Genomic DNA, 19,564 nt, shown 5'->3' with positions numbered 1-19,564 from the left:
ATTGAAGTTGAGGTGAATCGGTACATGAGTATGTATCTAAACGATGTTTGAATTTCCGGATGTTCGATTTAATTTAGGTGACTATGCAGAAGCGGTTGTTCAGTGGCTTAGAGAAACCTTCTCTCTATTATTTGATTGGATTTTTCAAGTTGGTGTTTCGACAATCAATGGAATTAATGACGGATTGGAATTGATTCCATGGTGGTTATTTATTCTAATTGTCATTGCACTAGGTTGGTATTTACAAAGGTGGATTTCAGGGTTACTTTATGGACTTTTTCTCTTTATTATCGGTACATTTGACTACTGGTCTGAGATGTTAACAACATTGTCTATTGTTATGAGTGCTGTATTGGTTTGTTTAATTATTGGCGTACCATTAGGGATTTTAATGGCGTTTAGTAAATGGTTTTCAATCATTATGCGTCCTATTCTTGACGCGATGCAGACGATGCCCAGCTTTATTTACCTCATTCCAGCCATTTTCTTCTTCGGCTTAGGGAATGTATCAGCAATCTTTGCCACGATTATTTATGCGGTTCCTCCGGTCATCCGGTTAACTGAACTAGCAATTCGTGGGGTTAGTCCATCAATGGTTGAATCGGCACAATCGTTTGGTTCTTCTAAAGGGCAAACGCTATGGAAAGTCCAATTGCCACAAGCTGTCCCAACGATTATGGCAGGGGTCAATCAAACAACAATGATGGCTTTAGCAATGGTTGTAATTGCATCAATGGTTGGTGCAAGAGGCTTAGGTGAAGATGTACTTATTGCAATCAATACAGTAAACTTCTCGCTTGGGTTTGAAGCGGGTTTAAGCATAGTGTTTATTGCAATTATTATTGACCGTTTAACAAGTGGCGTAGCAGACAAAATCCAAAAACATAGGAGAGTGGCGGCGTGACGACACAAATTTCACTTAAAAATGTTTCGAAGATATTTGGTTCAAAACCAAAGTCTGTCATTCCAATGATTAAAAAGGGAATGTCGAAAGAAGAGATATTAGCAAAAACAAAGCATACGGTTGGTGTCTATGATGCAACGATGGACATCAAAAAAGGTGAAATTTTTGTCATTATGGGTTTATCAGGTAGTGGGAAATCAACGTTAATTCGCTGCTTTAATTTATTGAACAAACCAACGGACGGACAAATTCTGCTCGATGGAGAAGACATTGTTAAATATTCTGGGCAACAGCTGAAGAAAGTTCGTCAAAATAAAATTGCGATGGTCTTTCAACATTTCGGTTTGTTCACACATAGAACGATTCTATCCAATGTCGAATACGGCTTAGAAATTAAAAAAATTTCTAAACAAGAACGTCGTGAAATTGCGATGAAGAATATTGAAATTGTTGGTTTGAAAGGGTACGAGGATAAATACCCTGATGAGCTTTCTGGCGGAATGCAGCAACGTGTTGGTCTGGCGCGAGCGCTAACGAATGATCCAGATATTCTTTTAATGGACGAACCATTCAGTGCCCTCGACCCGCTTATTAGAAGAGAAATGCAGTTGGAACTGCTCGATATTCAAGAGCGACTACAAAAAACGATTATCTTCATTACTCACGATGTAAACGAAGCTTTTAAGATTGGCGATCGGGTAGCCGTTATGAAAGACGGGAAAGTCGTCCAGATTGGCACATCTGAAGAAATAATGGAAAAACCGGCGACTGATTATATATCTGAGTTTATTAAAGACATCGATCGCTCAAAGGTCTTTCAAGCATCTCATATTATGATGAAGCCAAACGCTATAGTTTCGTTAAAAGACGGGTTAAACGTGGCGATAAAGGAAATGCAACAAAACGGTTTATCGAGTGTTTTTGTTGTTGATCGTGGACGTATTTTAAAAGGAATTTTAACGATTGATGACGCGATTAAGGGAATTCAAGAGAAAAAGAAATTAGCGGACGTTGTTTGTGAAGACATTCAACGCGTTGAAGGCGATTGCTATGTAACGGATTTAATACCGAAAGCACTTGAGTCTGCTTATCCAATCGCTGTAGTAAGTGGTGAAGGTCGTCTAGAAGGCATTATCTTGAGAGTCCATGTGTTGTCCGGATTAATTTCAGAGGAAGTTGATCAAACGGAAGAATATCATCCAAAAGAAGAAACGTATCAAGTCTAATGAAGAAAAGAACAGCAGAGGATTCTGCTGTTCTTTTTATCCTTTCTTTTCCATAACCGCAACCGTGCAGCGTGAGATACAAATGGTCTTGTTTTGTTCGTCGGTTAACTCAATATGCCAAACCATGGTTGTACGACCTTTGTGGAACGGAGTTGCAGTTGCGGTAACAATGCCATCCTTTTTTGAGCGAATATGGTTAGCGTTAATCTCCATGCCAAAACATACATGGGTTTCTGGATTGATGTTAATCGCGGTCGCAATTGATGCAGCTGTTTCAGCAAGAACTACCGATGCCCCGCCATGTAAAACACCGTATGGTTGATGCGTTTTTGGACCAACAGGCATTGACATAACGACTTTATCCAACGATAGTTCCTCATATGTAATTCCCAAATGTTCAATTAACGTATCTTTCGTATGCCGCTTTAATTCTTCTACTTGCTGCTCGGTAAATCGTTCAGACATGAAGTAACCTCCTAAAAAATGATAAATAAAGCGTTTACATAAATTATAGCGTATGAACACCAAAGAGAAAAGCCGACAAGGTAAATTGTCAGCTTACAGTATCTTCTATGATAGTTAATGTGCGGTTTGTGGCATCTAAAGTAGCTAAGGCACCAATTGGCACACAGGCCTTATAAAAATCATGGGCAGATTGCAGATTTGTCAGTAGTGGCTTCCCAAGGGGAACAAGAAAACCATTAATTAAATCATTATACGTTGTGTCATAGGCGATCGAACAATTTGTACAAGTACCCATGACAATGCCAAGACAATCTCTAAACTTCCCAGCTGCTTCTAAATGTGCTAAGTACCGATAAATGGTGTTTACTGATTCATTTGTATCTTCTAGAAAAAGAATTTTTCCACGCGTATCGGTTTCATACGGTGTGCCTAAAGAATCAACAAAAGAGGTAAGGTTCCCACCCACAATCTCACCTGTCGCAGTACCAGGAACTGGGCCAAACAAGGGGAAATTAGGCGGATTCTCAACCAAACGGGGAGCGGTAGGTTCCATGACACTTGAAAAAAACTGTGTAAAGTTGTATTCAGGGGTGGATGCTTGAAAGTCCGTTAACATGATGCTTTGATACGTGATCAAGTCAGAGAATTGATAGAGAGTGTTAAGAAGAATCGTTATGTCACTGTAGCCTGACACAATTTTTGGCTTGGTACGGATATTTCCATAATCTAGGTAAGGTAAAATACCTGCAACGCCGACACCGCCTCTTACAGGCAATATCCATTTTACTTCATCATTGTTAATCATGTTCATAAAATCTTGTGCGCGTAACTGTGGGGAGCCTGATAAGAAACCGGTTCGTACATAAACGCTTTCACCTATAAGCGTGCGAAAACCCATCTGTTCAACTACTTGAATACGAGCTTGAATCGTTGTCTCAGACATCGGGCTACCTAATGAAACAATTCCGACTGTATCGCCGTACTGTAATTTTGGGGGCTTAATCGCCATAAAGGCCCTCCTTTTTGCGTAAGGTTAATTAAAAGTGAATATATGAACCTAAAGTATTTTTAGAACGCGTGGAAAGGAATTGTCTAACTTAAAAGTGTTACCAGTTGTATGAAACATAAATAACAGAAAAATATGATAATATAAAAGGAGTAAGTAGAGAAAGGAGAAAATCAATGATCTTTGAAATGACAATTCAATACCGTGTCTCTGACATAGGAAGAGGACAAGCTTGGTACACGACATTAATTGGGAGGCAGCCTGATTTTATTCCGCATCAAGGGTTTGCTGAATGGGAATTAGTACCTGGTTGTTGGTTACAGCTAGCGGAAGGAGAACCTGGAATTCGTAATGGTCCTTTACGTTTAGGTGTGATGGATTTAACAGAAACAAAAGCGCAATTAATGATGGATTTAGAAATTGAGAATTTTGAAGTTCATTCAAGAGAAGAAGTTCCCGTTAAGTGGGGAACATTTTCTGATCCATGGGGGAATATACTTGGGTTATTTGAATACCACGACAAAGAAGAACAACGAAAGCGCATGAACACAATAGTAGGTGAGTAAGTGGTGAGAAACATGGAAAATCAGGAACAAAGCATTAGGCCTATTAAATAAAACCGTCTAATTTCATTTAGACGGTTTTATGAATAATAGATCGGGTCTGACAGAAATGGATCGTGTTTTCTGAACTGTCTTTGCAGAAAATCAAGGACACGGTCTTCATACTCATCTTGAAAGTGAAAGTAGCTGCGAATGTGACCGCCCTTTTCCGGTAACCAAATCTCGCTTCCAACAGCTTGACGATGGATGGCTTCAGATTCAGAATAGGGGATTGCGCCATCTTTTATTGAATGAATTAAAAATAGGCCTTTGTCACTTGGGTAAGCTTGTGCAGCATTAAGAGGCATTACTTCACCAGGGTTAAATCCCGGAACAATTACACCGATTGCCCTCGTTGTGCCTGCTGCAAATGACTTAGGCAATCCAGTCCAATATTGAAAACTATCTTGCGCGTATTCATTTAAATTAGCAAAAGGGCTATCTGCAATAACGGCTTTTACTTCGTCAGCTTCTGCTCCAGCTAAAATCGACGTTACAGCCCCCATTGACCAGCCCATCAAGGCTATATCCTTTACCCCTTTTTCCTGACTGACATAATCAATTGCACTTAATAAATCCGATTTTTCATTTCCGCCAAACGTAGTAGGAGCCTTATCGGATAAGCCAGAGTTGCGAAAATCAAACATAAAAACATCGTAGCCTTCTTCATTCATACGACTCGCAAGCTGTAAGCTACTAAATGGCATTTCGGTTCGGTTGTAACCATACCCGTGCGCAAAAATCACAGCTTTATCATTTTTAAATAACGTTTGTTTATCTGAAGGTATCCACCAACCGCTTAAAGATAGCTGATCAACGCGGTTTTCAAATCGAACCTCTTCGTACTCTAGACCATAATTAGTGGGGTTGCTTTCAAGGAGTCGAATAGCTGGATTTGTTACTTTGTAACCAACAAACATCAATAATGCAGTTAAGATGATGATGATGGTTGCAAAAACAGTTACTGCGTTCATGAGCCAGCTTTTAAGGCTGAAGTTCTTCTTCATCACTTCAACTCCTTTATTTAGGCAAATAAGAACTTGCTGACCAAAAGTGAAACGAGGATTAATACAATACTATATGATGAAACAGACCATTTTGCATTAAGATGGCATGTTCCTTATGGGTCTTTGCTCAATGGAAATTCTGATTTCATGCTCGTTCCGTCTGGCAGGATTTGTGCTTTTTACGTTTGAGCCGTATTTAGCAAGGAGATCGCCAATTTCTTGATTCAATGTTTCAAGTTCTTTAGCTGTCAATGCAACGGAATGAACAGTTTGTATTGGGTGAAAGCTAGATCTTGTTGTGTTCAAGTAAAACTGTGCTGCTTTTGCATAATAATATTTTTCGACAATCCCATTTATCGAATTTGTGTGGTGAATGTCAAGAATACCATGTGTAAAAAGTAATTTTATATGATAATGAATACTTCCAGTCGTTTTTTCTAGTCGTCGAGCTACCTGTTTCGCAGTCATTGCTTGGTTCGCTAGTAACCCAATAATCTCACTGCGTAATGGATGGGAAACGACTTTCTGTTGTTCGAGCGTAACAGCCATTATATCAAACATAAAGTGTCACCTCTCATAGAAATGAAATGAGTTATTCTAATAAAATTATACGTTCTAACTTTTTAGAATACAAGCCGTTTCTATTAGAGTCTGATTTGTTAGATTATGGTACAATAAGATAGATTACGTAGAAATGAATAAGCGCTTAAGTACTTGTTATACCCAGTTAAAAGGTAATGAAAACCTCCTGAATTAAGCGAAGAAATGGGGAAAATGTTGACTGAGATAAGAGAAATAAATAATCGAATTCGGCTTATTCCACTTAATAAAAAACATGAAAAAGATTTATTTCAATTTGAATTAGAAAATAGATCATATTTTGAAACAATGGTACCAAGTCGAGGGGATAGCTACTATTTAACGAGCCACTTCAAAGATTCACTAGACGGATTGTTAGCGGAGCAAATGAACAAGCAGGGATATTACTTTGTACTTGTGAACAAAAGCGATAAAATTATTGGCCGGTTAAATCTAGTTAAACTTGAGGATCAGCGATTGGAAGTAGGCTATCGCATTGGGGAGAATTACATAGGGAAAGGCTTTGCGAAAGAAGCACTCTCTCAAGCAATAAAGCTAGTAAAAACAAATAAATGGGAGCAAATCCTTATTGCAAAGACAACTTCAGCCAATATTGGTTCTCAACGTGTTCTAGAACGAAATGGCTTTACATTTCTGGGGAATGACAAAGAATTATTTGAATGGAAAGGTCAGATACAGCATTTTGTGTATTATCAATTTGATATAAATGTTGATGGAAAAAGTGATAGAACGTAAATTAAGGAGCTGATGGAAATGACTGAAGATTTTTACTGTGATGAAGTGTTGAGTGGAAAAACGTCTGTGAAAAAGGTATTGGAAACAGAACATGTTCTTGCATATCACCATACGAAACCATTTTATCCTGTTCATATTGTAGCTGTCCCGAAAAAACATATCCTGTCGTTACTAACGGTGACGGAAGAGGAGCAGCCAATATTATTTGAATTATTATCGGTTATACAGACCGTTGCACAGCAAATAACAGATGAGTATGGAGCGTGCCGAGTCTTAACAAATCTCGGTAACTATCAAGATTCAAAACACTTGCACTGGCATATCGCATATGGGGACCCGCTTACAAAAGGAGGAAACAAATGACGGTAGATTGGGGCAGTCAAATTAATTATCTAAAGGCAACACGAGACCTTTATTATAATGATGATTACTTAGCATTTTTGGTTAAAAATGTTTGCACCGAATATGAAAATAACAACAGGGATTGTTAGTTGACTATAGGGGGATCAATATGCCTTGGTGGTTTTCTTTTTCTTATGAAGGAAAGGCATTTGTGCTGTTTGGCACGGCCCATCTCTTTATGATTCTTTTTCTATGTCTCCTTTGTGTTATTTTCTTTTTAACGAGGAAACGTTTTCGACAGAACGAGAAGCAGGATTTAGTTGTGCGTCGATCTATTGTTACTATGCTGCTTTTATTTGAAGTCGCCTATCAACTATGGTATATCAGCAATGGTGTTTGGGCAATTCATTTTGCACTTCCTCTTCATTTAAGCAGTATTGTTTGGATAACGGCCGTGCTAATGCTTCTTACGAAAAGAAAAATATGGTTTGAGCTGACCTTTTTTGTAGGGATAGCGAGTGCGGCTTTAACCATCATCACACCTGATATTGGTGGTTTTGGCTATCCTCATTTTCGGTATTTCCATTTCTTTCTTACACATGGTTTGGTCATTGTCGCCGCTGTCTACATGTTGTTCGTTCACCAACTAAAGCTTACTCGCTTATCGGTTTGGCGCGTCTGGATCTGGTTAAATATTTACGCAGGACTTGTATTTGTTGTGAACCTTACAATTCCTAATGCAAATTATATGTATCTGATGAGGAAGCCGGCAGGTCCATCTCCCTTTGATTGGTTTGGAGAGTGGCCTTATTATCTCTTTGTGCTACAGCTGGTTTCACTTGGCTTATTTTGGTTAATGTATGGCGTTTATATTGTGCTTGAACAACGGAGAAGTAAACGAGGTTCCTGATTTTAAATGAAGGTGGTGATCAGATGGAAGCAATCACACTTAAGCAAGCGCGTCTTTTAGATGAGATAGAAACAGCCATGTTACAAGCTAAAATGAAACGAATTCAAGAAATTACTAACAACCCGATGGAAATCGATATTCAAATGATTGGGTCCACGACAGCTTTTAAAGCGGTAAAAATGCCTGGACCTGCCTTTAATACCATAAGAGGATTTAAGCATGAAGACCTCCCACTCTTAGATGACCTAATCCATTTTTATCAAATAAGTAAGCTCAAACCTCAGTTTGAATTAAACCCGGCCTTTACATCGCCAGATTTATTCCGTGCATTAATGTGCAATAACTATTGTCAAACACGTTTTCACACTGTGCTGTACGGAACAACGCAATGTGAGAACATGCGGAACGAACCTGCCCTAACCATTCGATCTGTAAAAGCCCAAGAAATGGACTTGTATGCTGATATATATCTTAAAAGCTTTAAGCTACCGATTGAATTGAAACAAGGAGTTGCCCAGCACAATCAAGTTCTTCTAGACGACCCGAGATGGTCTTTTTACATTGCGGAATGGGATGGCCAGCCAGCTGCTGTCGCTTCTTTGTTTGTTGAGGAAAAGATGGCGGTTCTTGCTGCAGCTGCAACTTTACCTAATTTCAGGCAGAGAGGCATTCATCAACAATTGGTTAATATAAGAATGAAAGAAGCAGAGGCTAGAGGTACAGCTATTATTTCGGGACAAGCAAACTTTGGCTCTATCAGTCAGACGAATATGGAGAAATCTGGCATGAAGATCGCCTATACGAAAGGAATTTGGAATAGCCTATAAGAAAAAGAGTGAACGCTCATTTCATTTGAGCGCTCACTCTTTTTCATGATCTAGTTTCTTTTCGAGGCGGTCTAATTTTAAAAGGACCTCATCTAGCTTCTGATCAACATCTTCAATTTCTGGACCCATCCCCTGCCGCAATTCGAGCTCTTTTAGTCTGGAACGGTTGGCTATAAGTGAAGTTACTACGGGAATTGATATAGCTGCGAGTGGAATTAACACCCACCAAGGAAAATGTTCCATTTAGTTTTCCTCCTAATTAAGTAATACTTACAATACGCGTAATGGAGGAAAAAGTTTCAATTTTATTTTATTCAGTCTGAGCGAAGTAATGACCGAGAAAGGCTTTTACTGAGCTGGCAGTCTTTATGCCAGACAGGCTAGTCCCAGGTAAGTGAACGGATTGTTTCGCTAGGGTAGGGGACATACCGGTCACAACTGTTTCAGTTCCAATGAGCTGCAGGATATCACGCAAGCGAAAAATACCTTCCACAACATATTCATCAAATTCCTCAAGACCTGAAACATCAACGATTAAAGTAACAATATCAAGCTGCGCCATTTCTTTTGTGACCATTTCAAACATATGATCAAATCGCATCCGCCCCATTTCACCGACTAATGGAATAACGGCAACCCCATGAACTAAGGGTACAATAGGTGTAGATATCGTCTCAATCCTCTGCATTGAATCTAAATAATTTAATTCAATTTCTTTTTGAATGGTGACGTCTTTCTGAATACCGATAAAATATTTTGCGTTATGCTTTTCTAAGTAAACACATTCAATATTTAGCTCATTCCAGAATGGTGTACCATCCTTTTTATAATTCAAGAGTTCAATCGATACTGATTGTTCGTTTTTAATGGCCTCGCGTAACGTGTCAATGGATGCTTTGTCCGTCTCATTGCCCTGAAGAAAGCGACAGTTTGTTCCAAGAACCTCTGATTCTTCATAGCCGGTCATAAGAGAGAAGCCGCTGTTTGAGTAAACAATGGGGTTGTCCGGTTGAGCGGGATCAGTGACTAATACACCAACCTTTGTTAAGTCTAAAAGCTTAGTCAATAACTGTGATTTATTGAATAACTGATTCATAACAAGTTAACTCCTATTCTATGCAAGATCGGGTTTTAATTCGCCATTCCCTTGTTTAAGGAAAATGAAACAAGAGCGTGATAAAAATGTATCATTTGTTGAAAAGAGATGAGACTGTTGTAAAATAGAGATAGCGTTTTAGAGGAAAGGAATCCATATGAAAGCATTCTTACAAAGGGTTTGGCAATGTATGCTACTCCCGAAAAAACAAATTGTATTTCAATTAAATCGCGAGCGAATAGGGGTTCCGTTTCTGTACGTTGGCTTGCTATTGGCACTTGTCTGTATTCCGTTGTTTATCGAGTTATATATGAATTCAGAAGGCGTTGTTGCAGATCTTGCGCTTCCAATGTTTGCGGTCTATTTTCTGTTTATTTACTTTCCGATCTTCGCTTTATCCATCTATGGAATAATGGCAGCAGTAGCGGCTATTGTTTTTACATGCGCAAAATTAGCTGATCGCAAGTTAACCTATCTAATGCTTTATAAATTAACGGCATTTGCGTCAACTATTCCTATTATTGGATACGGTTTAAGTTTATTAGTTGATGAAAAGTTAGCGAGACTTTGGATGTGGGTAAGTGTTTTTTATTTACTTGTCATCCTAATCCGTGTCATTTTTTATTTTCCTAAGAAGAAAAGATAATCGGGAGGCACTATGGAAGAAATAGTTGTACAAGCAGAGGATTGGGTCAAAGAATTACTGAACGAAGAAAAAACGGGGCATGATTGGCATCATATAAGACGAGTAACGACGATCGCAAAACAAATAGCCATTGAAGAGAATGCGAATCTCTTTGTTGTGACATTGGCTTCGTTATTTCATGATCTAGCAGACGACAAGATTATGCCGAGTGAAGCAGAAGGAATTCAACTTATTGAGAAATGGTTAATTGAGCACCAAGTTGATGAATCAACGATAGCTGAGATTAGTGATATTATTAAGACAATCTCCTTTAGTAAAGGAGCAACGCTGCAGTCAATTGAAGCAAAGATTGTTCAAGATGCTGACAGGCTTGATGCCATTGGAGCGATAGGTGTGGCCCGGACATTCCAATACGCTGGAGCTAAAGGGCATGCCTACTATGATCCAACCCTTTCTGTTCGAGAAAACATGACGAAAGAAGAGTACCGCTTAGGTAAGACGTCAGCCATTCATCATTTTTATGAAAAGCTACTTAAATTAAAAAGTCAGATGCATACAAATACTGCTCAAAAAATAGCAGAAGAACGACATCAATTTATGGAAAATTTCCTTGAACAATTTTTTCATGAATGGCAATCTGAGTTTAAATAAGAAATAAAATGTAAGCCCCTGTGTTGAACGATTCTGCACAGGTTTTTTTCTTTTCATCGTTAAAAAACAAGGAACGAATGCTGACAACCCGTGGCCTCATAATAATAGAAAGAGGACCCAAGAAAGGGTGGTTAACATGTCTAATCAATCCGATGAGAAGGGCGCAGCATATTATCATGTGTTAAATCATGCCTTGTTGCACTTAATACCTGTTTCAGCTACCCACGTGTTGGATGTTGGCTGTGCGTCTGGCTATCTAGGAGAAGCGATCAAACAAAAAACAGGTGGGCAAGTTTCGGGGATCGAGCTCTTTGAAGGAGCGGCAAGAGAAGCGGAGACTCGACTTGATTTTGTTTTATGTGGAAATATTGAAATGGTAGAACTGCCGTTTAAAGAAGCGCAGTTTGATGCGGTTGTTTTTGGTGATGTATTAGAACATATGCTTGATCCATGGTCTGTCATTCGAAAGCTCTCTCCATACATCAAGGTAGGTGGAGACATCTTTGCCAGTATCCCTAACGTCGGCCATATTACCATCATCGAACAGTTGTTAAACGGGACATGGAAATACACAGAAGCTGGCTTGCTCGATAAGACGCACTTTCGTTTTTTTACAAAAAACGAGATTAATAAATTATTTGAGGAGAATGGTTTTAACGTTTCTTCGATCAGTCAGCTTATGAATACGCATGAACGAGAAAACCAGCTGATTAAGGAGCTAGCGGAGGTAGGGGAAAAATACGGTTTGGCTACAGCTGACTTAAATGAACGAGCGACGGCATTTCAGTACATCGTACATGCAGTAAAAGTAGGTAGCAACGAATGAAGTTAGTGCCATTAGACGTTCCTAATGATGAGACAAACAAATGGTTTTTGGTTGATGGAGTAAGGACTTCTGGGTGGGTTTATCTTTCTTTAAACTATTCGGGGCAACGCTCGTTTCCAGTTAAACTTTATTGGGATTTAGGGTCGGGTTTTAAAGAGAAACATAGTGAAGAACTCGGAATAATTGATGCTAAGTTGGAAGGGAATCAGCCTTCTTTTTGCTATTTACCGCCAGAAGCGAAGCAATTAGCTATCTCATTTGAGAAAACAGAGAAAACACCGTATGAATTAGTACTTGAAGCCATCAATCCGGTCGATGTAGGGCATTTCTACACGTTTTCCTGGGCTCATACGGTAAAAACGTTCCCAATTAAGTTGAATGGGCAGGTGGTTCCAACCTCCTATTTAAAATATCGCTCTTTTAAATTAATTGAGAATACACGAGATATCAATTCTTTAGCTTTCATTGCATCACCGCAAATAAGCGATGGTTTGGCAGCTTATTATTTTAATGACTATCAGGATGAGGTGCCTAAGGAAGCTAAATCGCTTATATCTGTCATTATTCCCGTTTATCAAGTGGACTTAGCCTTACTCAAACAAGCAATTGATTCCATTAGTAAACAAACCTATCAAACAATTGAGCTAATAGTAGTCGTTCATCAGAAGATGCATGAACGAATAAAAGAGATGGAGGATACGTTTAAAACAAATAGATGGCAAATGATTTTTTATAACGGAGGTGGTCAGTTTTCCGAGCTTGCAAATGAAGGTGTACGCAATAGTAAGGGGAAGCGAGTTATTCTGCTTCACCCTCACGACCAATTAACAACAAAGGGTCTCTCTTTATTAGCAGAGAGAGAAGCAGATATTGTTTATGGGGATGAAGTTCACTATTTGCCTACGGGTCAAGTCATTGATTGTTATCGTAAACCAGCCTGGTCACCTGATTTATTTCTTGCTCATCACTATATATCAAGCGGTGTACTGTTCTCAAAAGAACTCTATGTCGATGTGGGCGGATTAAGGAAGGAAAAAGAGGGAGCAGCAGAGTATGATTTGTTGCTCCGTATGACTGAAAATGCAAACTCAGTAAAAAACGTCTCTAAAGCTGTTTATAAAAAGAGAATAGGAGCAAGCAGTACTTCATATGAAGGGGATCTAAAGGGTATATCGGAAGTTGCTAAAGAAGTAGTCAGAGAAACGTTAGATCGGAGAAGCTTTAATGCAGAAGTCTCTACTATTGATGAGCAAGCGAACTTGTTCCATGTGAAGTATAAGCTTAAGCCTTTAGCTATGGTATCCATTATCATTTGCACACGAGACAAAGCAGAATTAATGCGTGTTTGCCTTCAGTCCATATTTGAGAAAACAACTTACGCCAATTTTGAGGTTATTGTTGTTGATAATGGAAGTAAAGATGAAGCAACATTTGCTCTATTTGACCAGTGGAAAGAAGCGGAGCCGGAACGATTTTTGGTTATTCGAGATGAACGCCCTTTTAATTTTTCTGCTTTAAACAACCGTGCGGCAAAACAAGCAAGAGGCGATTTGCTCCTCATGTTAAACAATGATATGGAAGTGATAACACCAGACTGGTTAGAAGAAATGGCGGGTTTAGCCATACAGGAACGTGTTGGTGCAGTTGGCGCTATGCTTTATTATTCAGAAAATCATGTACAACATGCAGGTGCGGTATTTAATCAAACAGCGCCAATACATTCTTTCTATAAAGGATTTTTAACGGATAACGATTTGTCAAAATTACTTAAAGTTAATCGGAATTTTTTAGCGGTAACAGGTGCATGTTTGATGGTAAAAAAGAAGCTGTATGAAGAAGTTGGCGGTCTTGATGAGCAATTTCAATCTTCTTATAACGACATGCATTTTTGTATGCAGTTACACGAGCTTGGCAAAGATAATGTTTTTGCTGCGCGAGCTGAATTGTACCATTATGAATCGGTCTCAAGAGGAAGACTCCAGACCTATGAAACACAGGTTGAATGGATGAAGGAATTAGGCAGGTTTCGTTCTTTATGGGCTCCTTACTTTCAATATGACCCTTATGCGGGATCACATACGTTTTGAACGTAATAAAAAAGAGACAATTAGTTTGTCTCTTTTTTGGTGTGATCTTGGAATTGTCGTTCTTTTTGATCACTATGCGCCATTGTTTCTTTTTGAGATTGCGTATAGCTATCCTGCTGGTCATTTGAATCGGGATTAGCGTGGTTGTTACGTTTTTGCTTATCTTTATCGCGGTTATTCATTGTTTTTTCTTGAGCATCTGTGTGCGAACGCTCTTGTTTTTCATTCTGTTCTTTCTGTTGCTTTAAGAAGTCGGAGCGTTCACCGTGCCAGATTAAATCGAAAATTGCTCGGCCATTCGTAGGTTGCCCGTCTGGCAAATAAACAGGAATTAAATCAAATAACATGAAGTAAAAAATATAGAACATAAAGCTGCTCCAAAACATATTGTCAGGTATGATTGATGCTGCGAGTAGTGAATTAACAGCAATCGCGACGACTGCACACGATAATATAGGTGAAGCGTAAATAAAGCCATGCCAAAAACGGCTGCTTGGGTTCAACTCATCATACTCCATCCAGCTAAACATAAAAAAATAGCGGCGCACTTCAATGGTTTTCATTGAAAAGAGCAAAGGCCCGCTTCCGACAACAAGCCTTTTATTTTTAGCTCCTAAAAGAACAGCTGTGACATAATAGCCCGATTCACGGATAACGGTTACGATAGGAAGAATAATTAATGCAGACATAAATAATTGCAGTAGATCCATAAATCCAAACACGATTAAGCCCCTTTCTAGTTGTACCCGATTTATACATACCCGAATTCTTTTAGAAAAAACGCTAGTTCCTTTAGTTTTTACTAAGTACAATCTGTTCAATCAGTGTTCTAAATTCATTTAAATGGTTCCATTATTAACGGATGCATGGCAAAATAAAACCAGTAGGATAAAACTTGTTGTGAAATCGATTTCAGATAGTCATTTTAGCGAGAGAAGGGTTTTTGTGGATAAAACAGCTATAACAGGAAAACGACGATTAGGACTTGCACTTTTATTAGGAATGCTTGCAGCTTTTGGTCCATTAACAATTGATATGTATTTGCCTAGCTTTCCTCATATTGCTACAGAATTAAATACATCTGCTTCACTTGTACAGCTTAGCTTAACTGCTTGTCTATTAGGGCTTGGCTTTGGTCAGATTGTTGTTGGACCATTAAGTGATGCAAAAGGTCGAAAGAAGCCTCTTGTCATTTCTATTTTTCTTTATGTGCTTGCTTCTGTTGCCTGTGCATTTGCGCCTAATATCGGGACACTCATTGCCGCACGCTTTATGCAAGGCTTTACGGCGGCAGCTGGAATTGTTATCTCGCGAGCGGTTGTTCGTGATTTATTTAACGGAAGAGAATTAACGAAATTTTTCTCATTACTAATGTTAATAAACGGTTTAGCCCCTATTCTTGCACCTGTGTTTGGGAGCGCGCTTTTACTAATACCCGGTGCGAATTGGAACTGGATTTTTCTTGCTCTTGGCTTACTAGGAATTAGTATTGCCTTTGTTGTAATGAATCGACTGGGAGAAACGCTGCCGCCCGAAAAGCGTACACCGAGTAGTTTAGCTCATACAATGAGCACATTTAAAAGCTTGTTAGTAGACCGAGCGTTTATGGGGTTTGCGCTCACACAAGGTTTAATGATGGGTGGAATCTTCGCTTATGTTTCCGGTACGCCATTTGTCTATCAAGGAATTTATGGCGTTAGTCCACAAGTATTTAGTATATTATTCGGGGTGAATGGTCTCGGCATTATCGTCGGAACTCACTTAGTTGGTCGTTATGCTGGAATTATTTCTGAGCAAGCGTTTCTACGATTTGGTTTAATAACGGCAGTGCTCGCAAGTAGTGTTCTCCTTGTCATGACGATACTAGAAGGACCTCTGTTTTCGATCGTGATTCCTATTTTTTTATTTGTTTCAATGATTGGTATGGTAGGAACAACTTCCTTCTCGCTTGCAATGGAAACGCAAGGAAACCGTGCTGGTAGTGCGTCTGCATTATTAGGTTTACTTCCTTTTGTCATTGGCGCAATAACCGCACCATTGGTTGGAATAGCTGGAGAAGAAACGGCAATACCGATGGGGTTAATTATGTTTTTAGCAAGTGCGGCCTCTTTAGGCGCATTTTTGTTCCTTGCTAAAGGTGGCAAGATGGACCAAGGAGAAGAGCATGTATCTTAGAGGAATTGAATTGTTGGGGATCCAATTTAAATATAGATAAATCAGAATGTCTAAAACATATAAACAAGCCGTGTTTTAAAAAACACGGCTTTTATTGAACGTCAAAGTTCTTTTTGGAAACATCTCGTAAAAACAGCTTTTCTTCAGGTGTAAGCTCGCGATCCAACTTTTTTTCTATGTCTTTCTTCAAAGAAATAAATAATTTAGCTGCGTTATCGAGCATGACTGGCCCTCATTTCCATTAAAGCGTTGCTGTAAAGTAGTTCAATCTTAACAGATTGCAATAAAAATAGAAAGAGAATGTATTAGAACTGCACAACTTTTGTAAAAAAAGATATAATAACGAAATGGTGTTTAACGGCTAAGTCATATAGCATAATAAGTGGGACAGGCTGTGAGAGAGCAAGTAGTGAGGTGGACAAGATAGATGAGTTTGAGTAAAAAAGAAAAAGCAATTCAGCTAGCTTCAGCAATCGAAGGATCACTCCGGTGTCCAATATGTCAGACAAATATGCTCGTTGCGGACGAAAAAAGGGTGGTTTGTGCAAAACAACACTCATTTGACTTTGCCAAACAAGGGTATCTTAATTTCCTCACAAACGTGGTACCTAGTCATTATGATGCAGCACTGTTTGAGTCAAGGCAAGAAACAATTATGGAGACCGGTTTATTTAACCCGCTTCATGAGCGATTATTTCGTTTACTAGATGAAACAGAAGGACTCTTACTTGACGCAGGCTGTGGTGAAGGCTCGCACTTGCAAAAAACGAAAGAGCTTATACCTAATATGAAAACAGTAGGGCTCGATCTTGCAAAAGAAGGAATTCAAAAAGCAGCTAAATCGTATAGCGATCACTTATGGATTGTTGGTGATTTAGCCAATATACCGCTGGCAAATCAATCAATTGATGTCATTTTAAATATACTTTCACCATCAAACTATAAGGAATTCAAACGCGTGTTAAAACAGGAAGGACTTGTGATTAAAGTTGTTCCACAAGTGGGCTACTTACAGGAGTTAAGAGATCACTTCTTTTCAAAAGATGAAAAAAAGATCTACTCTAATGAGAAGACCGTCACCTTATTCCGCGAACAGTTCACAACTGTTAAAACGGAGCGATTAACGTATACGCGCATAGTTAACCATTCAGAGATTAGCGCTCTAGCCGAAATGACACCACTTGTTTGGTCTACAGCTGACGAACAGAGACAGTCGTTAGCGAAGTTAGAATCGCTTAGGATAACGATAGACCTAGATGTATTGATTGGTAGAATGACCTGAGCTTACGATGAAGCAAACCTTTCCCGAAATAACCGCGATACGGTTATTTCGGTTTTTTTGGGATGTAATAAGGTTCAATGTACGTACGGTACTCAGGCAATAATTCAGGAGGCAATTCTGCAAAAAAACGAACATCAAGCGATTCATCTTTATTCGGCACAATCTTTCCGCTATACGTAGATGTTTGATAGACTGCTGTGACGGAGTATATTTCATCACCATTGTCAAATGTAAAATGATACTCTGCACCAGAAAACAAACCAAGTAACTTTAAGTCATTAATCAGTAATCCAGTCTCCTCTTCAACTTCTCTTCTAGCTGTTTCCTCCATGCTTTCACCCAGCTCCATTAGTCCACCTGGAAGGCCCCAACCGCCATCTGTCCGATGCTGCAATAGTAGTTCATGTTTTTCGTTTAAAATAAGTACTACCGCACCGGGTAGAATAAGCGGAGTGTTTCCGACTTTTTTTCTTAAGCTATGTACATACTCCATTTAACGACCTCCTTAAATAGATTCGTTTCATTCGCGTACAGTCAACCAATTAAAAAGCTCATGTGCTTGCTCTAGAGTTAGCTCATTGGCAGCAAGTTTAAGATTGACGATCTGCCAACTTGAATAGACGAGTATATCTGTTTTGAGCTCAACTGTTGGGTTATATTGGCTGAAGAAAAACGAAATCTTATCATCGACTTGAATCAGATACTGTTGTTTTTCTCCTAAGACTTTGCAATATCCTTTTTTGAATGAAAAGTTAATCCCAGCAGTTAAAGCGGCTTTGAGTGCATGTGCGAGTGTTTGATGTTGTTCAGCGGCAGCCTCCATGCGATCGATAATACGTTGTTCAAGTTCGGTACAAATAATGTCATAGAGTCCTAATTTGGAACCAAAATGATGGTAAATGGTTCCTGTTGTAACATCAGCTTTTGTTGCTAAGTCTGATAAGTGAACGTTCTCAAAACCATCTTGGCAAAATGCTGTTAATGCCTGTTGAAGTACCCTTTCTCTCTTTGAACCTGGTATTGGAATAGTCTTTTTCATAAATGCATTTTACCATATTGACGAATGGGCGTAAATCAATTACGGTTAACATAACCTAATTATGTTACTAAAAAGGAGCTATTGATATGAAGCTTGTTTTTCTGTATCACCCAGTAAAAAACCTAAAGGAATCATTGCGACATTATCGTGAAGTTCTTGGATTTGAAGAGGCTTGGCGAGAAGGAGATCATACTGCAGCGCTTAAGATGAATACAGACGTACAGCTGTTAATCGAAGAAGATGAACAAGATTTAGCAGCGGGTGGAGTTTTTCTTGTGGATAGCGTTGATGATTTCTATAAGGAAAACCATATGAAGTTTGAATTTATAAAAAAACCGAAAAGTATTCCACCGGGGCGTTATGCGGTATGTAAAGATTGGAACGGTAATTTTATTCGACTTATTGATTTTACGAATGAAAATGAATAGAAGTCGTAATCAGGGGTTTGGTAATAGAGAAGCATTAGAAGACTACATCCGTGCAACCAATAGTCATGATTTTGAAGTTGTAAAGAAGGTGCTCCATCGTGAGGCGATCTACTATTTTAGTGACCAAACATGTAAAACAACAGAAGCCATTAAAGCGTATTTTGAAAATGCTTGGCACTTGATTAAAGAAGAGGTATATGAAGCAAGAGATGTAGTGTGGGTGAATGAAACAGAAACAAGCGCTTGCTGTGTCTATACTTACTATTACCAAGGTTACCTCAATGGAGATTGGACTGAAGGAAAAGGAAGAGCGACGAATCTTTTTGTACATACAGAAGCTGGTTGGAAACTGCGGCATGAGCATTTAAGTGGATAGGGAACATCAGATTAGCGAAAAAATAGGTAGAAGATAGGGGAAGTTTAACCATACCAATTAAACTCTTCACTCATAAGCTGTTAGGACACTTATGATTGAGAGGTGAAATGTATGGGTCAAAATTATGGATCAGGTAGTTATGGACATTTCTATGAAAGAAAAGGCTTTTCAGCACGTATTTGTCCAGGATGTCGTTGTAAACAAAGAAAATGTTCTTCTTGTGGAGATCGTCCTTCTGAAAAACCAAGCCGTCCAATTGAGAGATCAGTTGATTTAAAGAAAGAAGACGTTGAAGGAACAAAAGAATAGATAGGCAAAGCTAAACCAAGTGTGT

The 19,564-nt window shown here is 38.9% G+C and carries 26 protein-coding genes and 1 pseudogene; 17 read left to right on the top strand and 10 right to left on the bottom strand.

Annotated features, from left to right (window positions below; translation table 11 throughout):
* The first annotated feature begins 43 nt into the window (after positions 1 to 43).
* Together JOC54_RS16090 and JOC54_RS16085 are read left to right on the top strand one after the other, a co-directional pair.
* On the top strand, positions 44 to 904 hold the full coding sequence (locus JOC54_RS16090; protein WP_035441256.1) for an ABC transporter permease: 861 nt from the start codon (positions 44 to 46) through the stop codon (positions 902 to 904).
* On the top strand, positions 901 to 2,130 hold the full coding sequence (locus JOC54_RS16085; protein ID WP_035418843.1) for a quaternary amine ABC transporter ATP-binding protein: 1,230 nt from the start codon (positions 901 to 903) through the stop codon (positions 2,128 to 2,130). Before JOC54_RS16090 ends, JOC54_RS16085 begins: the two co-directional genes overlap by 4 nt.
* Positions 2,131 to 2,166: 36 nt before the next feature.
* Here the strand turns inward: JOC54_RS16085 and JOC54_RS16080 are convergent, their stop codons facing one another.
* A complete protein-coding gene (locus JOC54_RS16080; RefSeq protein WP_204467466.1) occupies positions 2,167 to 2,595 on the bottom strand; it encodes a hotdog fold thioesterase in 429 nt (142 codons plus the stop codon).
* An 88-nt stretch (positions 2,596 to 2,683) separates the two neighbouring features.
* A complete protein-coding gene (locus JOC54_RS16075; protein ID WP_204467464.1) occupies positions 2,684 to 3,604 on the bottom strand; it encodes a S66 peptidase family protein in 921 nt (306 codons plus the stop codon).
* 173 nt (positions 3,605 to 3,777) lie between these two features.
* Between JOC54_RS16075 and JOC54_RS16070 the strand changes: the two genes are divergently transcribed.
* Positions 3,778 to 4,167 carry a VOC family protein gene (locus tag JOC54_RS16070; RefSeq protein WP_035418845.1) on the top strand — a complete coding sequence of 130 codons (390 nt, stop codon included), beginning with the start codon at positions 3,778 to 3,780 and terminating at the stop codon, positions 4,165 to 4,167.
* A gap of 77 nt (positions 4,168 to 4,244) precedes the next feature.
* Here the strand turns inward: JOC54_RS16070 and JOC54_RS16065 are convergent, their stop codons facing one another.
* Positions 4,245 to 5,210 (bottom strand): alpha/beta hydrolase, encoded by a 966-nt coding sequence (locus JOC54_RS16065; protein WP_239586773.1) that lies wholly within the window; start codon positions 5,208 to 5,210, stop codon positions 4,245 to 4,247.
* Between the two features lie 96 nt (positions 5,211 to 5,306).
* A complete protein-coding gene (locus JOC54_RS16060; protein ID WP_051991273.1) occupies positions 5,307 to 5,771 on the bottom strand; it encodes an ArsR/SmtB family transcription factor in 465 nt (154 codons plus the stop codon).
* Positions 5,772 to 5,987: 216 nt separating this feature from the next.
* Between JOC54_RS16060 and JOC54_RS16055 the strand changes: the two genes are divergently transcribed.
* The 5 genes and pseudogenes from JOC54_RS16055 (at position 5,988) to JOC54_RS16040 (ending at position 8,624) form a co-directional block, all read left to right on the top strand.
* Complete coding sequence (locus JOC54_RS16055; RefSeq protein WP_204467460.1) at positions 5,988 to 6,545, top strand: GNAT family N-acetyltransferase; 558 nt, start codon at positions 5,988 to 5,990, stop codon at positions 6,543 to 6,545.
* A gap of 18 nt (positions 6,546 to 6,563) precedes the next feature.
* Complete coding sequence (locus JOC54_RS16050; protein WP_204467458.1) at positions 6,564 to 6,908, top strand: HIT domain-containing protein; 345 nt, start codon at positions 6,564 to 6,566, stop codon at positions 6,906 to 6,908.
* A pseudogene (locus tag JOC54_RS23520) lies at positions 6,905 to 7,000 on the top strand (class I SAM-dependent methyltransferase); the annotation flags it as partial. The gene JOC54_RS16050 and the pseudogene JOC54_RS23520, both read left to right, overlap by 4 nt.
* 56 nt (positions 7,001 to 7,056) lie before the next feature.
* Positions 7,057 to 7,797, top strand: coding sequence for a YwaF family protein (locus JOC54_RS16045; protein ID WP_204467456.1), 741 nt, complete (start codon positions 7,057 to 7,059; stop codon positions 7,795 to 7,797).
* Between the two features lie 23 nt (positions 7,798 to 7,820).
* Positions 7,821 to 8,624, top strand: coding sequence for a GNAT family N-acetyltransferase (locus tag JOC54_RS16040; RefSeq protein WP_204467454.1), 804 nt, complete (start codon positions 7,821 to 7,823; stop codon positions 8,622 to 8,624).
* A 33-nt stretch (positions 8,625 to 8,657) separates the two neighbouring features.
* Here the strand turns inward: JOC54_RS16040 and JOC54_RS16035 are convergent, their stop codons facing one another.
* Positions 8,658 to 8,867 carry an SNARE domain-containing protein gene (locus JOC54_RS16035; RefSeq protein ID WP_035418851.1) on the bottom strand — a complete coding sequence of 70 codons (210 nt, stop codon included), beginning with the start codon at positions 8,865 to 8,867 and terminating at the stop codon, positions 8,658 to 8,660.
* Between the two features lie 67 nt (positions 8,868 to 8,934).
* Entirely contained in the window at positions 8,935 to 9,720 is a 786-nt protein-coding gene (ytvA, locus tag JOC54_RS16030; protein WP_054794566.1) for a YtvA family blue-light photoreceptor, read from the bottom strand.
* A gap of 190 nt (positions 9,721 to 9,910) precedes the next feature.
* On the opposite strand from ytvA, the gene JOC54_RS16025 reads away from it, so the two are divergent.
* From JOC54_RS16025 to JOC54_RS16010, 4 genes are all read left to right on the top strand, one after another.
* Positions 9,911 to 10,366 carry a hypothetical protein gene (locus JOC54_RS16025; RefSeq protein ID WP_204467452.1) on the top strand — a complete coding sequence of 152 codons (456 nt, stop codon included), beginning with the start codon at positions 9,911 to 9,913 and terminating at the stop codon, positions 10,364 to 10,366.
* A gap of 12 nt (positions 10,367 to 10,378) precedes the next feature.
* Entirely contained in the window at positions 10,379 to 11,017 is a 639-nt protein-coding gene (locus JOC54_RS16020) for an HD domain-containing protein (RefSeq protein WP_204467450.1), read from the top strand.
* 136 nt (positions 11,018 to 11,153) lie between these two features.
* Positions 11,154 to 11,843, top strand: coding sequence for a class I SAM-dependent methyltransferase (locus JOC54_RS16015; RefSeq protein ID WP_204467448.1), 690 nt, complete (start codon positions 11,154 to 11,156; stop codon positions 11,841 to 11,843).
* Entirely contained in the window at positions 11,840 to 13,930 is a 2,091-nt protein-coding gene (locus JOC54_RS16010) for a glycosyltransferase family 2 protein (protein ID WP_204467446.1), read from the top strand. Before JOC54_RS16015 ends, JOC54_RS16010 begins: the two co-directional genes overlap by 4 nt.
* 20 nt (positions 13,931 to 13,950) lie before the next feature.
* On the opposite strand, the gene JOC54_RS16005 is transcribed toward JOC54_RS16010, so the two are convergent.
* Entirely contained in the window at positions 13,951 to 14,652 is a 702-nt protein-coding gene (locus JOC54_RS16005) for a cytidylyltransferase family protein (RefSeq protein ID WP_204467444.1), read from the bottom strand.
* 223 nt (positions 14,653 to 14,875) lie between these two features.
* Between JOC54_RS16005 and JOC54_RS16000 the strand changes: the two genes are divergently transcribed.
* A complete protein-coding gene (locus JOC54_RS16000) occupies positions 14,876 to 16,105 on the top strand; it encodes a multidrug effflux MFS transporter (RefSeq protein ID WP_367617818.1) in 1,230 nt (409 codons plus the stop codon).
* A 91-nt stretch (positions 16,106 to 16,196) separates the two neighbouring features.
* Here JOC54_RS16000 and JOC54_RS23245 read toward each other — a convergent pair whose 3' ends face one another.
* Entirely contained in the window at positions 16,197 to 16,328 is a 132-nt protein-coding gene (locus JOC54_RS23245) for a hypothetical protein (RefSeq protein WP_275582720.1), read from the bottom strand.
* A gap of 204 nt (positions 16,329 to 16,532) precedes the next feature.
* On the opposite strand from JOC54_RS23245, the gene JOC54_RS15995 reads away from it, so the two are divergent.
* Positions 16,533 to 17,387 carry a putative RNA methyltransferase gene (locus JOC54_RS15995; protein ID WP_204467440.1) on the top strand — a complete coding sequence of 285 codons (855 nt, stop codon included), beginning with the start codon at positions 16,533 to 16,535 and terminating at the stop codon, positions 17,385 to 17,387.
* A 43-nt stretch (positions 17,388 to 17,430) separates the two neighbouring features.
* Here the strand turns inward: JOC54_RS15995 and JOC54_RS15990 are convergent, their stop codons facing one another.
* Both JOC54_RS15990 and JOC54_RS15985 read right to left on the bottom strand, forming a co-directional pair.
* Positions 17,431 to 17,880 carry an NUDIX hydrolase gene (locus JOC54_RS15990; RefSeq protein ID WP_204467438.1) on the bottom strand — a complete coding sequence of 150 codons (450 nt, stop codon included), beginning with the start codon at positions 17,878 to 17,880 and terminating at the stop codon, positions 17,431 to 17,433.
* Positions 17,881 to 17,907: 27 nt separating this feature from the next.
* Positions 17,908 to 18,426 (bottom strand): TetR/AcrR family transcriptional regulator, encoded by a 519-nt coding sequence (locus tag JOC54_RS15985; RefSeq protein WP_204467436.1) that lies wholly within the window; start codon positions 18,424 to 18,426, stop codon positions 17,908 to 17,910.
* Positions 18,427 to 18,512: 86 nt separating this feature from the next.
* On the opposite strand from JOC54_RS15985, the gene JOC54_RS15980 reads away from it, so the two are divergent.
* From JOC54_RS15980 to JOC54_RS15970, 3 genes are all read left to right on the top strand, one after another.
* The gene (locus JOC54_RS15980) at positions 18,513 to 18,854 is read left to right on the top strand and encodes a VOC family protein (protein ID WP_035418860.1); all 342 of its coding nucleotides are present in this window, start codon (positions 18,513 to 18,515) and stop codon (positions 18,852 to 18,854) included.
* Positions 18,841 to 19,230, top strand: a complete 390-nt coding sequence (locus tag JOC54_RS15975) for a YybH family protein (RefSeq protein ID WP_239586772.1) — start codon at positions 18,841 to 18,843, stop codon at positions 19,228 to 19,230. Before JOC54_RS15980 ends, JOC54_RS15975 begins: the two co-directional genes overlap by 14 nt.
* Positions 19,231 to 19,341: 111 nt before the next feature.
* A complete protein-coding gene (locus tag JOC54_RS15970) occupies positions 19,342 to 19,539 on the top strand; it encodes a hypothetical protein (RefSeq protein ID WP_035418861.1) in 198 nt (65 codons plus the stop codon).
* Positions 19,540 to 19,564: the final 25 nt, after the last annotated feature.

Origin of the sequence: Shouchella xiaoxiensis, assembly GCF_016907895.1 — a bacterium.
GTDB lineage: Bacteria > Bacillota > Bacilli > Bacillales > Bacillaceae_D > Shouchella > Shouchella xiaoxiensis.
Note: the sequence above shows the minus strand (reverse complement) of the source record. Positions and strands in the feature narration are given on the sequence as shown.

Excerpts from the sequence above, each read along its gene's own strand:
- JOC54_RS16090 (WP_035441256.1), top strand. The coding sequence starts at position 44 with ATGTTTGAATTTCCGGATGTTCGATTTAATTTAGGTGACTATGCAGAA.
- JOC54_RS16080 (WP_204467466.1), bottom strand. The coding sequence starts at position 2,595 with ATGTCTGAACGATTTACCGAGCAGCAAGTAGAAGAATTAAAGCGGCAT.
- JOC54_RS16075 (WP_204467464.1), bottom strand. The coding sequence starts at position 3,604 with ATGGCGATTAAGCCCCCAAAATTACAGTACGGCGATACAGTCGGAATT.
- JOC54_RS16070 (WP_035418845.1), top strand. The coding sequence starts at position 3,778 with ATGATCTTTGAAATGACAATTCAATACCGTGTCTCTGACATAGGAAGA.
- JOC54_RS16065 (WP_239586773.1), bottom strand. The coding sequence starts at position 5,210 with ATGAAGAAGAACTTCAGCCTTAAAAGCTGGCTCATGAACGCAGTAACT.
- JOC54_RS16060 (WP_051991273.1), bottom strand. The coding sequence starts at position 5,771 with ATGTTTGATATAATGGCTGTTACGCTCGAACAACAGAAAGTCGTTTCC.
- JOC54_RS16050 (WP_204467458.1), top strand. The coding sequence starts at position 6,564 with ATGACTGAAGATTTTTACTGTGATGAAGTGTTGAGTGGAAAAACGTCT.
- JOC54_RS16045 (WP_204467456.1), top strand. The coding sequence starts at position 7,057 with ATGCCTTGGTGGTTTTCTTTTTCTTATGAAGGAAAGGCATTTGTGCTG.
- JOC54_RS16040 (WP_204467454.1), top strand. The coding sequence starts at position 7,821 with ATGGAAGCAATCACACTTAAGCAAGCGCGTCTTTTAGATGAGATAGAA.
- JOC54_RS16035 (WP_035418851.1), bottom strand. The coding sequence starts at position 8,867 with ATGGAACATTTTCCTTGGTGGGTGTTAATTCCACTCGCAGCTATATCA.
- ytvA (WP_054794566.1), bottom strand. The coding sequence starts at position 9,720 with ATGAATCAGTTATTCAATAAATCACAGTTATTGACTAAGCTTTTAGAC.
- JOC54_RS16025 (WP_204467452.1), top strand. The coding sequence starts at position 9,911 with ATGCTACTCCCGAAAAAACAAATTGTATTTCAATTAAATCGCGAGCGA.
- JOC54_RS16020 (WP_204467450.1), top strand. The coding sequence starts at position 10,379 with ATGGAAGAAATAGTTGTACAAGCAGAGGATTGGGTCAAAGAATTACTG.
- JOC54_RS16015 (WP_204467448.1), top strand. The coding sequence starts at position 11,154 with ATGTCTAATCAATCCGATGAGAAGGGCGCAGCATATTATCATGTGTTA.
- JOC54_RS16010 (WP_204467446.1), top strand. The coding sequence starts at position 11,840 with ATGAAGTTAGTGCCATTAGACGTTCCTAATGATGAGACAAACAAATGG.
- JOC54_RS23245 (WP_275582720.1), bottom strand. The coding sequence starts at position 16,328 with ATGCTCGATAACGCAGCTAAATTATTTATTTCTTTGAAGAAAGACATA.
- JOC54_RS15995 (WP_204467440.1), top strand. The coding sequence starts at position 16,533 with ATGAGTTTGAGTAAAAAAGAAAAAGCAATTCAGCTAGCTTCAGCAATC.
- JOC54_RS15990 (WP_204467438.1), bottom strand. The coding sequence starts at position 17,880 with ATGGAGTATGTACATAGCTTAAGAAAAAAAGTCGGAAACACTCCGCTT.
- JOC54_RS15985 (WP_204467436.1), bottom strand. The coding sequence starts at position 18,426 with ATGAAAAAGACTATTCCAATACCAGGTTCAAAGAGAGAAAGGGTACTT.
- JOC54_RS15980 (WP_035418860.1), top strand. The coding sequence starts at position 18,513 with ATGAAGCTTGTTTTTCTGTATCACCCAGTAAAAAACCTAAAGGAATCA.
- JOC54_RS15975 (WP_239586772.1), top strand. The coding sequence starts at position 18,841 with ATGAAAATGAATAGAAGTCGTAATCAGGGGTTTGGTAATAGAGAAGCA.
- JOC54_RS15970 (WP_035418861.1), top strand. The coding sequence starts at position 19,342 with ATGGGTCAAAATTATGGATCAGGTAGTTATGGACATTTCTATGAAAGA.